Origin of the sequence: Leeuwenhoekiella sp. LLG6367-2.1 (assembly GCF_045055775.1) — a bacterium.
Classification (GTDB): Bacteria; Bacteroidota; Bacteroidia; order Flavobacteriales; family Flavobacteriaceae; genus Leeuwenhoekiella; species Leeuwenhoekiella aequorea.
Genome location: NZ_CP159331.1, coordinates 2,559,421 through 2,572,611, shown reverse-complemented (window position 1 = coordinate 2,572,611; position 13,191 = coordinate 2,559,421). Strand labels below are relative to the sequence as shown.

10 protein-coding genes are annotated in these 13,191 nt (G+C 34.4%); 3 read left to right on the top strand and 7 right to left on the bottom strand.

The window, feature by feature from the left end:
- Positions 1-6: 6 nt before the first annotated feature.
- Positions 7-2,820 carry a triple tyrosine motif-containing protein gene (locus ABVM53_RS11635; protein WP_405326196.1) on the bottom strand — a complete coding sequence of 938 codons (2,814 nt, stop codon included), beginning with the start codon at positions 2,818-2,820 and terminating at the stop codon, positions 7-9.
- Between the two features lie 62 nt (positions 2,821-2,882).
- On the bottom strand, positions 2,883-4,229 hold the full coding sequence (locus ABVM53_RS11630) for a capsule assembly Wzi family protein (RefSeq protein WP_405326194.1): 1,347 nt from the start codon (positions 4,227-4,229) through the stop codon (positions 2,883-2,885).
- A gap of 108 nt (positions 4,230-4,337) precedes the next feature.
- Here ABVM53_RS11630 and ABVM53_RS11625 point away from each other — a divergent pair, with 108 nt between their 5' ends.
- Positions 4,338-5,048: a tyrosine-protein phosphatase gene (locus ABVM53_RS11625; protein WP_405326192.1), complete on the top strand. Its 711-nt coding sequence runs from the start codon at positions 4,338-4,340 to the stop codon at positions 5,046-5,048.
- On the opposite strand, the gene ABVM53_RS11620 is transcribed toward ABVM53_RS11625, so the two are convergent.
- The 4 genes from ABVM53_RS11620 to ABVM53_RS11605 all read right to left on the bottom strand — a co-directional run bounded on the left by ABVM53_RS11620 (position 5,038) and on the right by ABVM53_RS11605 (position 8,750).
- Positions 5,038-6,027: a polysaccharide biosynthesis protein gene (locus ABVM53_RS11620; protein WP_405326190.1), complete on the bottom strand. Its 990-nt coding sequence runs from the start codon at positions 6,025-6,027 to the stop codon at positions 5,038-5,040. The genes ABVM53_RS11625 and ABVM53_RS11620 overlap by 11 nt on opposite strands.
- Positions 6,027-7,172 carry a DegT/DnrJ/EryC1/StrS family aminotransferase gene (locus ABVM53_RS11615; protein WP_405326188.1) on the bottom strand — a complete coding sequence of 382 codons (1,146 nt, stop codon included), beginning with the start codon at positions 7,170-7,172 and terminating at the stop codon, positions 6,027-6,029. The genes ABVM53_RS11620 and ABVM53_RS11615 overlap by 1 nt, the downstream gene beginning before the upstream one ends.
- The gene (locus ABVM53_RS11610) at positions 7,172-8,233 is read right to left on the bottom strand and encodes a glycosyltransferase family 4 protein (RefSeq protein WP_405326186.1); all 1,062 of its coding nucleotides are present in this window, start codon (positions 8,231-8,233) and stop codon (positions 7,172-7,174) included. The genes ABVM53_RS11615 and ABVM53_RS11610 overlap by 1 nt, the downstream gene beginning before the upstream one ends.
- Before the next feature lie 100 nt (positions 8,234-8,333).
- Positions 8,334-8,750, bottom strand: a complete 417-nt coding sequence (locus ABVM53_RS11605; RefSeq protein ID WP_405326184.1) for an OsmC family protein — start codon at positions 8,748-8,750, stop codon at positions 8,334-8,336.
- 130 nt (positions 8,751-8,880) lie between these two features.
- Between ABVM53_RS11605 and ABVM53_RS11600 the strand changes: the two genes are divergently transcribed.
- Both ABVM53_RS11600 and ABVM53_RS11595 read left to right on the top strand, forming a co-directional pair.
- The gene (locus ABVM53_RS11600) at positions 8,881-9,354 is read left to right on the top strand and encodes a hypothetical protein (protein ID WP_405326182.1); all 474 of its coding nucleotides are present in this window, start codon (positions 8,881-8,883) and stop codon (positions 9,352-9,354) included.
- A complete protein-coding gene (locus tag ABVM53_RS11595) occupies positions 9,355-10,131 on the top strand; it encodes an aldose 1-epimerase (protein WP_405326180.1) in 777 nt (258 codons plus the stop codon).
- Here ABVM53_RS11595 and ABVM53_RS11590 read toward each other — a convergent pair.
- Positions 10,123-13,050 carry an FAD-binding and (Fe-S)-binding domain-containing protein gene (locus ABVM53_RS11590; RefSeq protein ID WP_405326178.1) on the bottom strand — a complete coding sequence of 976 codons (2,928 nt, stop codon included), beginning with the start codon at positions 13,048-13,050 and terminating at the stop codon, positions 10,123-10,125. The two genes, ABVM53_RS11595 and ABVM53_RS11590, sit on opposite strands and share 9 nt — an antisense overlap.
- Between the last annotated feature and the right edge of the window lie 141 nt (positions 13,051-13,191).

Genomic DNA, 13,191 nt, shown 5'->3' with positions numbered 1-13,191 from the left:
GGTGGATTAAATGGAAAGTATATACTCTACGAGCCCATCTTCATGTTCTAAGTTTAATTTTTTACGCAATCGGTATCTTTTTATTTCAACACTTCGAACCGAAATATTTAACAAAGGAGCAATTTCCTTAGAAGATAAATTAAGTCTCAAATACGCACAAAGTTTCAAATCATTAGGCGTCAATTTTGAATGCTTGCTCTTAATTTTCTTTAGAAAATCTTTATCGGTATTATTGAAAGCCTGACTAAATAATTCCCAATCCTTTTTTGGATTCAGATTTTTATCAAGAATTTTTATTACTGACTTAGATTCTTCTTCATTATCTGAAGCTAATAATTCTTTTTTAATGGTGTTGAGAAGCTCATTTTTCTTTACAATACTCATTGTTGAAGCTGCGAGCTCTCTATTTTTACTTTCTACATCTTGAAGCAATTTCTCGTTTTCTAATTGCATTATTTTGCGCTCACTTTCGTATTTTGAAAGTTCGATCTTACGCGTATTAATTTCAATTAAACGCTCTTTTTGTTTTTTATAGTATCGTCTATTAAAAAAATGAATAGCAACAAACAACGCTAACAATAGAATAAGATAAATGACAAGCATTAGTACCGATAAATACCAAGGTCTCTTAACTGTAAAAACAAAGTTTGCGGTATTGTCTATTAATTCATCTCCAATTCTTGCTCTTACTTCAAAGGAATAATTGCCTGAAGGTAAATTTTCAAAAGCTACTTCAGATTTTGTACTCCAAGAGCTCCATTGTTCATATAAACCAGAAAGGCGGTATTGATAATTTACGGATTTAAATATATCGTAGTTGGCTACACTATAATCAATGATTAAGTTATTCTCTTTGTAGTTAAAAACTTGATCTTTATCTAGTGGTACCAGCCGCAGCTCTTTATCTAAACTTCCGTTTTGAATAGAACGTATTGTAACATCGTAATTCGAAGGTTCCTTTTTATCAAGGTTTAAAATTGTATAACCCGAGGAATTACCTATTAAATAACGATTATTTTCTAAGAATGTAATGTTTTCAAAACCTGTTACATCTTGTCTTTTAGTGGAGGGAAACGATATGTGAGTTATTTTTGGTTCTATACCCACAGCTCCCGGTTCGACATAAAAAATCTCTTCAGTATTAAACCCCCACAATTTTTTATGCGGTTCATCATAGGTGAGCTTTCCACTTAAATAGTTACCGTTTTTATAGGAGCCAAGGCTTAAAGCCTCCTCTCTTTCAAATATTTTTTTTGCGCTATCTAATTTGAAAATTCCATTTTCTGACGTGTATAACAGCTTACCATCATAATTTAATATACCCGATTTCTCTCCTTTTCCTAAATCCTTTACGAGTTGCTGTTCTACTACTTTCTGATAATTAGCATCTATTTTTAGTCTGAATACACCCTTATACTCGTGATTTATGTAAAGTGTATTAGGGTTGATAAAACCAAAATATCTACTTGAAATATTAAATCCATCAATTTTATTTCGAACGGTCCATTGGTCATTTTTATTTTCTAAAATATACAGACCATTATAATTACCTTGGATAGCGAGTCCACGCTTGACATCCAGCCACATAATTTTCCAAACACCTTGAATTTCAGAAATTGATTTAACTTGATTTCCCTTTACTAAAAAAGTGCCTTCGTGATGACCACATAGAAGATCGTTTCCCAGAATATCAAGAAACCAAACTTGCCCTTTAGTATTAGGAATTAAGGTAAAAGGTTGGTTCGTGTTGTTTAAAGGTCTGTAAAATAAACCTTGATTAGTTCCTAAATACAATAATGAATCTTTTACTGCTGCACAATAAACTGCACCAATATCGCCACTATTATCCTTATAAACAGCATATGGAGAGTTATTGTTAATGAGCGCAATACCGCGATCTAACCCTAGCCACACATTACTATCTCTATCTTCATTAATGCTTAAAACCGTGTTGTTGAACAATCCAGCATCTTGATTGATATGATATTGAATAGTACCGTCATTTGCTAAATGATATACTCCATCAGATATGGTTCCGATTATGAGGGATTTATCCTTTAACTGTTTTGCGCTATAAATTGTTTTCTCTGATAGTTCTGGACTGGCAGGCAGTACCAAAGGCTCTGTAATTCCATCTTGAATCGTAAAAAATCCGGAGTTTTGTGTTACTGCAACTAGGTCTGTTTCCGTTTTAATTAAGGTAACTAATAATTTATTTTTGAATACTGAAGCATTAGAAATTAGGTCTTTTTTTCCATTCAATATTGTGAATAATCCTTCCCCAATACTTTGAAAGTAGATCTTGCCACCAACTACTACAGACTTACTTATCGTAGCATCACTATATATTATTTCAAATGTTTTAAACCGCGTATCATAAATGTATATTCTGTTTAAAGATTGAAACAAAACCCATCGATCTAAAGGTAAAATATTCCAGAATTGTTCATCTTCTTGTAAAGGCAACTCTAGATTGTCACTTAGCGAATTGTAAGTGAGTTTTCCGCTAGAGTCAGATTGCCAATAACCAAATTGCATATAACTTCCTGTATATATGCGATCACTAACTACCTTAACCGAACGAATAATAGTTCTATTTGGAGATGAATATACCCGCCATTTTGCACCATCATATTCGAGTAAACCACTATTGTTTGCTACATATATGTAACCGGATTCGGCTTGATCAATAGACCAATTCTGATTCTCTGCTCTATAGGAATCTGGTGAAAAATTGAATATAGGAGGTAGTTCCTGAGCATTTAAAAATTTAAATGTTAGGAGAATAAAGACACAAAAGGTATTGAAATTAATTCTCAATAGATAAAATAGTTTTAAGCAATATACTTAAATCCTCAAATCTATAAGATAAGCCCCAGTCACTAAAACGAATAATAATATTTTAAACCCAATCCTAAGTTTTCTTTTGTCAGATTACTATAATCAATAGCAAAAAGACCTGTGAAATTTCCATATTGAGTAGGGTATTCAATTTCTAAAAATGAATAAACTGCTTGTTCAGATTTAGGGTAAGGGTCATTATAAGTTCCTAAGTTTTTCACATAAGTTCCTTTAGCTTTATATTTAAATTCTCCCAATGTACCAGTAATACCCAGGTGATGTACAAAACTGCGATCATTTTTAAAGCGTCTTCCAAATTCGCCCGGAAGTATAAATGGTAAACCTATAATCTGATTCTCATATTGCCATCCAGTATTATATATACCATTCCAAAAGTAACTGTCACCACCACTAAATCTGCCAATATCACCATTACGCATAAATCTTCCACTCTGGGATACTGTCTGCACATATTCATAAACTATAGCATCGATATATTTTGAATTTGCTGGTTCTAAATATGCTCCCCATACTCCATCGGGAAAATTACTTAATTCAATGCCAGATGTATCTTCAAACAACGACTGATGATACAAACGCAAATAATAATTTTCTCGAGTTAAGTCGTAAGCTAACTCATAAGATCCCAGCCCATTTCCTAAAGAGTTTATTTGATCTCCTTCAAAAGCATCATTTGTACTTGAACCTTGACCAAAAAATACATCTATATAATTTCTAAAACTACTTGGTTGTTTCCCATATCTAGAAGAAGTGCCACCATATTGCACATAATGTTTCATACTACCAGATAATCGATCGCCAGGAGAAAATACTAATGCCAATTCTAGACTTTTGTGATGAACTTGTGCATTTTTGACTACACGGTCATCACCTAAAAAGTAATGTCCAAAAGTTCCTTTTGCTTGAAACCACTTAAAGATATTTATTGGTTCGGTCATTTCAATATACAATCCAGGAAGTGCTCTAGCATTGTTACTCCAGATAATATCTCCGCCTACACTTGAAATTCCTTTTAACTTTTCATCTCTATGCTTAATACCGGCACTTGCTTCAACTATTTTCCAGGTATACTTCGCATAGAGCTCATCTATCTTAATATCTTCATACAATCCATCATTATATAATAATCCACCACCTACTTCCAAAGCATTAGATTCGTTGAACGATTTGGCATATTTTACAGCAGCCAATGTCATGAAATTTGATTTTGAATCTACTCGGCCCTTCTGGTTCGCATAAAACCAGAATGGTTTTGTATCTCCAGATGACAACATTCCTCTAGTTTCCATTGAAGAAACTAAACTATCTTGAGCATTAACTAAGACTGAGCTTAACAGAAGACTGATAATGACTATTTTCTTGATCATATTTATTTTATTTTAAACCTCTGTTAAGTGCAAGCTTTAACTGATTCTATTGTTTATTTTTGCCGAAAATAAAGAAATATGTTCTCTATATTCAATTCTAAGAAATTCTTGGCTTCAAAGCTCGGCGAATTTACAGATATTCATAATCATATACTACCCGGAATTGATGATGGCGCTAAAACTGCCGAAGATTCTCTAAAACTTCTAAGCAATTTTAAAGAATTAGGCATTACAAATTTAATTTGTACTCCCCATACCATCAGTGATTACTATCCCAATACGCCCGATACTATATTAGCTGCTAAACAAGAACTTGAAGATTTCCTTATTCAAAACAATCAAAAGGACTTTACAATTAAAGCTTCTTCAGAATATATGATGGACTCTTCTTTTGCAAACTTAATTGACGAAAAGAAGATTCTCCCACTCAAAGACAATTATGTCTTGGTAGAAATGTCTTATTTACAACCTCCAATTAATCTCAGAGAGATTCTATTTAAATTAGGTAACGCAGGGTTCATTCCGGTACTTGCACATCCAGAACGATATGCTTTTTATCATAAAACCTATGACGTTTATAATGACTTAGCGTCTATTTGTAAATTTCAGCTTAATGCCCTTTCTATAGGAGGATATTACGGTCCAGGTATTGCAAAAATTGCGCAACAGCTTCTTACCGATGGTAAATATGAGTTTTTAGGTACAGACACGCATCACATGCGTCATATAGAAGGATTGAAAAATGTCAAATTTGCCGGTAAATACGAATTAGCAATAGACCGCATAATTTCAAATACCAATGCGACATTTACGAATTAGTTGAAAGTTTTAAGAGCTTCTCATAAGCACTTTTTACTTGATACATTTTTGCATCCTGAATACACTCTTCAAGTAAGATTGTGTTTAACGATGTAGGCTTATGGGTATCTAAAAATTCGACTGGAGCATTTGTTAGTTTAATTCTATATTCATTCGTATTAAGCAATTCTTCTTTCAACTTCTCATCTTCTGGTAGACACGTATAGACTATGGGATAGGTAGTTGCATCTTTATTTGACTCTTTAAGTACTTTGCTAGCTATTTTTTGAATAAGAATCTCTTTCGAATTGTTAGGAATATAAATACCATTTAAGTTTAAATTGTGAAAAATATAATTGAATATATTTCTCACTTCCTTTGGTTTTATAAAACTGCGTATCAGCTTTGAATCTTTAATAATCAAAGGTAAATTTTGGGCTATTCTACTTTTAAAAATAGGAACAACAGATCCCGAGGAGCTATAAATATTACACAGTCGAAGAACAATCAAATTGGTTTTATGAGGTTCTTCAGATTTTAAATATGCATATTTTTCGATCACATTCTTTGTTCGTCCCATTGTATTTATAGGATTCACTGCTTTATCAGTTGATAATATAACAAGCTGGGAAACATTATTTATAATTGAATGATCAATTATGAGTTGAGCTCCGTAGATATTAGATACAATCGCAGAGCAAGGATTTGCTTCCATTAAAGCCACGTGCTTGTAGGCTGCTGCGTGAAATACACGTTTAAAATTAAATTCTTTAAACAAGTATTGCACAAACTCTTTATTACTTATACTCTCTATAAAATAGTTTACAGCTAACTGGGGATATTTAATATTTATTTCTTCAAGTAACTGAAAGATGCCAATTTCTGAAATATCGACAAGAACAAGCTGAACATAATCAACCGCCAAAAAATTAAATGTAAGCTCCTTGCCTATAGTCCCTGCAGCTCCTGTAATTAATATGGTTTCAGAATAGTGATTCATTATACTTTAAAATAATCTTTAAGAGCTGATTCAATACGGATTAAATTCTCATCGCTCATTCCAGTTCCTGAAGGTAAGCAAAGTCCCGATTTCCACAAATCTTCAGCAACTGTGGCGCCATAATAGCTTTGATTTATATAAATACCTTGTAGATGAAGTGGCTTCCATAAAAAGCGTGATTCAATGTTTTTAGAATTTAAATACTCTAATAATCCTTGTGGCGTTTTGTGATCGAAACTTAAATTATCAAAACAAATACCATTTAACCAATGATTAGATTTACTGCGAGTATTTGATGTTTCAATAAAAGACACACCTTCAATCTGCTTGAATAACTCTTTATAAAAAGCATTTATTTTATTTTTTGAGACTAACTTAGATTCCAAATTTCGTAATTGATTTGTACCTAATGCAGCATTCAATCCCGGCATCAAATAATTATAGCCTACGGCATCATGCTCAAAACCAAAAGCCAACGATTTTGCCTGACTCGCTAAATGTCGTGCACGTTGGGCATCACTATCAGACCTACAAATAAGTGCTCCTCCACTGCCTGCAGTAAGAATTTTATTTCCATTGAATGAAAAAACACTAAAATCACCAAAACTGCCACATTTTTGATCATCATAATAACTTCCTAGTGCTTCAGCAGCATCTTCAATAATCGGGATTTCGTAATTACGGGCAATAGTTGTGAGTTCGTTTATTTTACAAGGTATTCCGTAGGAATGAACCAGGATAAGCGCCTTAGGCATCTGCCCGATTTTAATACAATCTAAAATAGCTTCTTCTAAAGCCTCAGGACAAATATTATAAGTTTCTATTTCACTATCTATAAATAGCGGTTTCGCCTTTAAATACTGGATTGGATTAGCTGTCGCTACATAGCTCATGGTCTGGCATAAAACAAAATCTCCCTCTTTAACTCCGGCTACTGTTAATGCAAGATGCAATGCAGATGTACCTGAATTAAGAGCTAGAATGTCATTAGATATATCTAAATAAGCTTTTAAATCATTCTCAAACTCATTCACAAAAGGACCTCCTGTGGTAATCCAGTTTTCTGTCATAGCTCGGGTTACATAAGCTATATCATCCGTGCTAATTTCCGGTAATGCCAGACCTATGCGAGGTAAATTTTCCATTAGCTATTATTTGAAATCTTCTTATGATTTTGCATTATATACAAAAGCATCCCATGTAATCCCAACCAAATTACAACTTGAAACATAAAATAATAAATTAAACCTACCCGAGGCGCCACTAGTAAACAAATTGCAAGTTGGCAGATAGTTAAAAGCACAACAACAATAACAATTTGATTATGACTGTAACCTACCCTTAAAAGCAATGAATAACTATGTTTTTTATCTCTTTTAAATAAAGATTTACCGCTTGAAAGACGAATTAGTAAAACCCGTAGTGTATCAAAAAGAGGATACCAGAACAATGTCAATGCAATGGGCAGTCGCAGCTGGTCGCTATATAAATTGGTACTTGATACTTGAACATCTCCTTCACAAAACAAAATAAAGAGGCTAGCACATAAAAATCCGATACTTAGAGAACCACTGTCTCCCATAAAAATTTTAGCAGGAGATTTATTCAATCTTCTAAATGCAAACAGTCCTGCTCCTGTGCACATTAAAAAAATTGGAGAAAACGGAATTCTAAAATACATCAAGCCTAATATAAATAGTAACGCAACGGTTGTAGCTAGTCCATCTATTCCGTCGATAAAATTAAAAGCGTTGATAAAGAAGATTAATACACCAATACTTAAGAAAACACTTAATGTATATGGGATTTTAAAAAATGAATAATCGAGCAAAACAGATTCTATGCGTAAATCTGCCAGTAGAACTACGCCTATTATCAGAATTAATTGGGCCCCCAACTTGACCATCCATCCTAAGGGTTTTAAATCATCTATTAACCCAAGAAGAAATAGTAAAACAAACGCTAGAAGAATATAAAAGTAATTCTGAAATAACAGAGATCCTTCAAATAAAAGGGCTGTGAATAAAATCCCTATAAATAAAGCTATACCGCCAGATGCAGGAACAGGATTGCGATGTAACTTGTTTCCACCAGGTTCTTCAATAAAATATCGAGCAAAAGCGGGTTTTAGTAAAATCTTACAAATACCATAAGTAGCCGCAAAGGCTATTAATGCTGGAAGAAAGAATTTAATTATTGAAGGCACAAAACTGTTTTATGCTTCAAATATACACTTTTCAAATGTTGACGGTGACACATAAAAAAACCGCCTTCCGGCGGTTTTTTTCTACTTATCGTTACGGTTCTTAATCTAGTGTCGCATCAAGACTAATCGCTGCTTTAAATAACTTCGAAACAGGACAGTTTTCCTTAGCTTTGTTAGCTATTTTCACAAATTCTTCTTCACTGATTCCTGGCACCTTACCTTTTAGAGTTAAATGTACTTTTGTTATTTCTCCATCTTCAAAAGTAACCTTCGCATCTGTGTGTAAATTATCTGCAGTATAATCCTCCTCACCTAAAAATGCGGAGAGTTGCATTGTAAAACATCCTGCGTGAGCAGCACCTAGAAGTTCTTCAGGATTTGTTCCTTTTCCATCTTCAAAGCGGGTACCAAAAGCATATTTTGCTTCATCAAGTACCGTACTTTCTGTAGATATAGTTCCTTGACCTTCTTTTATTTTTCCTTTCCAGTTTGCAGATGCATTTCTTGAAAATTTCATATCGTCGTTTTTTTATTATTTATACTAAAACTAGTCATATGACTGCACTCTCCCAACATTTTAAAGATAATTTAGCTTTTGAAACGCCAGTATTAACAGGCCTTAACAGCAATTTTCATAAATTGCATCTATGAAGACAGCCACCGTAACTCAACTTAAAAAAGAACTTAAGCATAAAGACACTGATGAACTCTTGCAACTTTGTTTGAAGCTGTCTCGTTTCAAAAAAGAAAATAAGGAATTACTTACCTATCTCTTGTTCGAATCAGACTATGAAGCGGGTTACGTAGATTCAATTAAAGAGTTAATTGCAGAACAATTTGCAGCAGCCAACTCAAAAAATTATTATTGGCTGAAAAAAGCGATACGTAAAATTCTAAAAGATACTAAGAAATACATTCGCTACTCGGGTAATAAGGAAACCGAAGTTCAACTCTTACTCTACTTCTGCGAGCAGATGAACGATTTTGAACCCAGCATACGTAACAACAATACATTGAGGAATTTATATTTACGCCAAGTTGAATATATAACCAAGAAGATCGAAGGGCTTCACGAAGATTTACAGCTTGATTATTATAACACACTAGAAAATCTAAATTAAATGGTACATCTAAATTTAAATAACCTAAAAGTAGAAATTGATGAAGGTGAACTTGTTAGCTTCACAAAGGATAACTATGAGTACATCCACCAGAAAGGAACTCCGGGATGGCGTAGCTCAGACACCGAAATGTTTCCTATCATAGGCCCTACAGATAAAGCCGATTTTAAAGTTAATACTCCTCGAGGCTTTGCTATTCAAGATCAGCATGGATTGTTACGGGAGCTAACTTACAAGCAAGTAGAATCGACTGAAACTTCTTCAATCTTCGAAAAAAAATATCTAGCAAATACGCAGGTGAAAAATTCAAAATTTCCTGCAAAATCTACTGAAGAGCATCTTTCCTGGCCTTATGATTTCAGTTTTAAAAAGAAGTTTACTCTTATTGAAAATAAACTTAAAATTGAATTTATAATTAACGGTGAAGAAGGTATGCCTTTTATGTTAGGGTATCATCCGGCGTTTAATATTCAGAGTACAGAACCTCTTATAAAAACTCCAACTAAGGACATTACTTTAGATGAAATTCTGGCCGTAGGCAGTAGAGCTTATCAAGTACCTGACACAACTAAAATCACGTTAGAAGACAAAAAAGCAATCAGCATAACTTCAGAAGGTTTTGGCAATTTTATGCTTTGGACTGAGGTTACTAATATGGTGTGTATTGAGCCTGTAAGCTTTTACCCCTACGCCGTTGATCAGAAAGATCTTCACACTGGTTTTATGACCCTCGGAAACACCGAAAGTACATTTAAAGTAGTATTAGATTTAGATTAATGCTTGTTTTAAAATAGACACGGGATGTATCGCCTCGCGTTGCGTCCCGTCTTTAATCTGATGCCTGCAACTTGTTCCCGTAGCAGCGATTAATGTCTCTAGAGGCGCTTTTCGCACCGCCGGAAATAAAGTTTGCTCTCCTATTTGCATGCTTAATGCGTAATGTTCTTTCTCGTAACCAAAAGAACCCGCCATTCCACAACATCCAGATGGTATAATTGTAGGTGTATAATTCTGCGGCAAATTGAGAATAGCAAAAGTATGCTCAATCCCACTCAAGGCCTTTTGATGGCAATGACCGTGAATTTTAATTTTTCGGGCTTCAGTAGTAAATGAGCTAGATTCTATATTACCTAATTTAACTTCTGAACTTAAAAATTCATCGATAATAAAAGTATTTTTCGCTAGAATTTTAGCTTCTGCGCTATCACTAGCCAGACGTATATATTCATCTCTAAAACCTAGAATTGCAGAAGGTTCAATTCCTATTAAAGGGTGATCTTCATCTATAAGATTTTTAAATGTGTTTATATTTTTACGGGCTATTTTACGAGCTTGTTTTAAAAAACCCTTAGATATTAAAGATCTGGCACTCTCTGCGTGAGCTATTATACGCACCTCATAATTAAGCCGCTGCAGTAAGATAATAGCATCTTCACCTATAGCAGCATCAAGAAAATTCGTGAATTCGTCTGCAAATAAATAAACTGTTTTAATCGGATTTTTAGGATTGAAGGCGCTCAATTTTTTAAATCGTGCCCGCAATGTCTTTTTCGCCAAAGGCGGAAGACTTCGTTCTGGCGCTACCTCTAGCGTCTTTCTTATAAAACCTCCTGCAAGTTTTGATTTATAGAGGGTGTTGGTAATTCCGGGAACTACTGAAGCAAATCTATTTAAATGAGCGTTAAATGCAAATGCGCGTGTACGTAACGAACTTCCATTTTCTTTTTTATATTGATATTCGAATTCTGCCTTTAGCGTAGCAACATCTACATTACTGGGACATTCGCTAGCACAAGCTTTACAACTTAAGCACAAGTCAAAAACTTCTTTAAGTTCTTTATGATTAAAATTATTTTTACGCTCAGAATGAGTTAAAAACTCGCGAAGTGTATTTGCCCTACCTCGAGTAGAATCTTTTTCATTACGCGTTGCTCTGTAACTTGGGCACATCGTTCCGCCGGCTTCCGGCAACTTGCGGCAGTCTCCACTTCCATTACATTGTTCTGTTGCACGCAAAATGCCTTTAGAGTCATCAAAATTTAATAAAGTATCAATTTCAGGCTCTTCTCGATCTACCTCATAACGTAATTGTTCATCCATAGGTTTAGCATTAATTACCTTACCCGGATTAAACAATGCTAATGGATCAAAAGTCTTTTTTAGATGAATTAAGATCTCGTAGTTGGCTCTACCTATCATAAACTCCACAAACTCTCCGCGCACAAGACCATCGCCATGCTCACCGCTCATAGAGCCTCTATATTTCTTTACTAAATTTGCAACCGCTGTGGTTATTTCTCTAAACAGCACCACATCGGTACTCTTCTTTATGTTTAAAATGGGCCTCAGATGAATTTCTCCAGCACCAGCATGAGCATAATAAACAGCGTCTTGCTTAAACCCTTGCATCAATGCGGTAAACTCTTTGATATAAGATGCCAAATCAGGAAGCGCAACTGCAGTATCTTCAATACAAGCAACCGCTTTACGGTCTCCTACAAGATTTCCCAGAAGCCCTAATCCCGCTTTGCGCAATTCAAGAGCTTGATTAATTTCAGAACCTTCAAGTGTAGGATATGCATAACAGCGTTTTGAAGCTTCAAGTGTTTGTATAAGCTCTGCAGCATTTAATCTAGCTAATTCCAGCGTTTGGGCACGAACTTCCAACATTAAAATTGCTACAGGGTCACCATTTATAAAAAAACGGTTTTTTTGCTGTTCACGATTATTTAAAGTACAATCGAGAATTACTTTATCCATCATTTCGCACACATACAAATTGTGCTGCATAACAGGAACAACTGCTTCAAGACAAGCATTTATGCTCTTAAAATGTGCTGCAACCATTATGGCTTCAGCAGGCGGTAAATCATCTAATTTTAAAGTAATTTCTGTTGTAAATGCTAATGTACCTTCACTTCCTGCAAGCAGTTTACACATATTGAAAGCTTGCTTACTTTCAGAATTAAAAACCGTACTTTCAATAAGTGAATCTAATGCATAACCCGTATTTCTACGGTGTATTTCTGGCTTCGGAAAATTATCAAGTATTCTTTGTTGCGTTTCAGGTAACTTTAAGGCATTATAAGTTTCTTTATAGATAGCTCCCTCAAGAGTTTGTAAGTTGCATTTCTGTCTAAATTCTTCCGAAGAAACCTCTGAAAATTCTACATGCGAACCATCACTTAAAATCGTTTTCAACGACAGAACTTTGTCTCGGGTCACTCCATACTGAATAGAGGTCGTCCCAGATGAATTATTACCTACCATACCTCCCAGCATACATCTGTTTGATGTAGAAGTATTAGGCGCAAAGAACAATCCATAAGGCTCTAAATACCTATTTAATTCATCCCGAATCACTCCGGGTTGCACAGTAACCGTTTTATTCTTTTTATCAAAAGATAAAATTTGTGTAAAATACTTAGAAACATCAACCACAATCCCAGAACCTACACATTGTCCTGCAAGAGAAGTCCCAGCGGTACGCGGTATAATTCCTATTTTATATTGAGCAGCAAATGCTATAAGTTGTTGAATATCTTTATCCGTTTTAGGAAAAGCTACAGCTAGCGGTAATTCTCTATAGACGGAAGCATCTGTTGCATAAAGTTTTTTATGTAAATCGTCAAAAAACAACTCCCCTTCCAGAGCGTCGTTAAGTGTTTGTAATGCTTCTTTATTGTCTATAATCATAAAATCAAAGTTACAATTATTCTCTACTTAGGGTGTTAACATTTTCTAAGATAAGCTTAACAAAACATTGGCGTAAAACGCAGAATTCATAACTGCTCCTCAACTTACATTTGCGATGTTAAACAACAAATCAATTACAAT

Bases quoted from the DNA above. Each gene is read 5' to 3' on its own strand.
- ABVM53_RS11605 (WP_405326184.1), bottom strand. From the start codon at position 8,750: ATGAAATTTTCAAGAAATGCATCTGCAAACTGGAAAGGAAAAATAAAA.
- ABVM53_RS11595 (WP_405326180.1), top strand. From the start codon at position 9,355: ATGGTACATCTAAATTTAAATAACCTAAAAGTAGAAATTGATGAAGGT.
- ABVM53_RS11590 (WP_405326178.1), bottom strand. From the start codon at position 13,050: ATGATTATAGACAATAAAGAAGCATTACAAACACTTAACGACGCTCTG.
- ABVM53_RS11630 (WP_405326194.1), bottom strand. From the start codon at position 4,229: ATGATCAAGAAAATAGTCATTATCAGTCTTCTGTTAAGCTCAGTCTTA.
- ABVM53_RS11600 (WP_405326182.1), top strand. From the start codon at position 8,881: ATGAAGACAGCCACCGTAACTCAACTTAAAAAAGAACTTAAGCATAAA.
- ABVM53_RS11620 (WP_405326190.1), bottom strand. From the start codon at position 6,027: ATGAATCACTATTCTGAAACCATATTAATTACAGGAGCTGCAGGGACT.
- ABVM53_RS11615 (WP_405326188.1), bottom strand. From the start codon at position 7,172: ATGGAAAATTTACCTCGCATAGGTCTGGCATTACCGGAAATTAGCACG.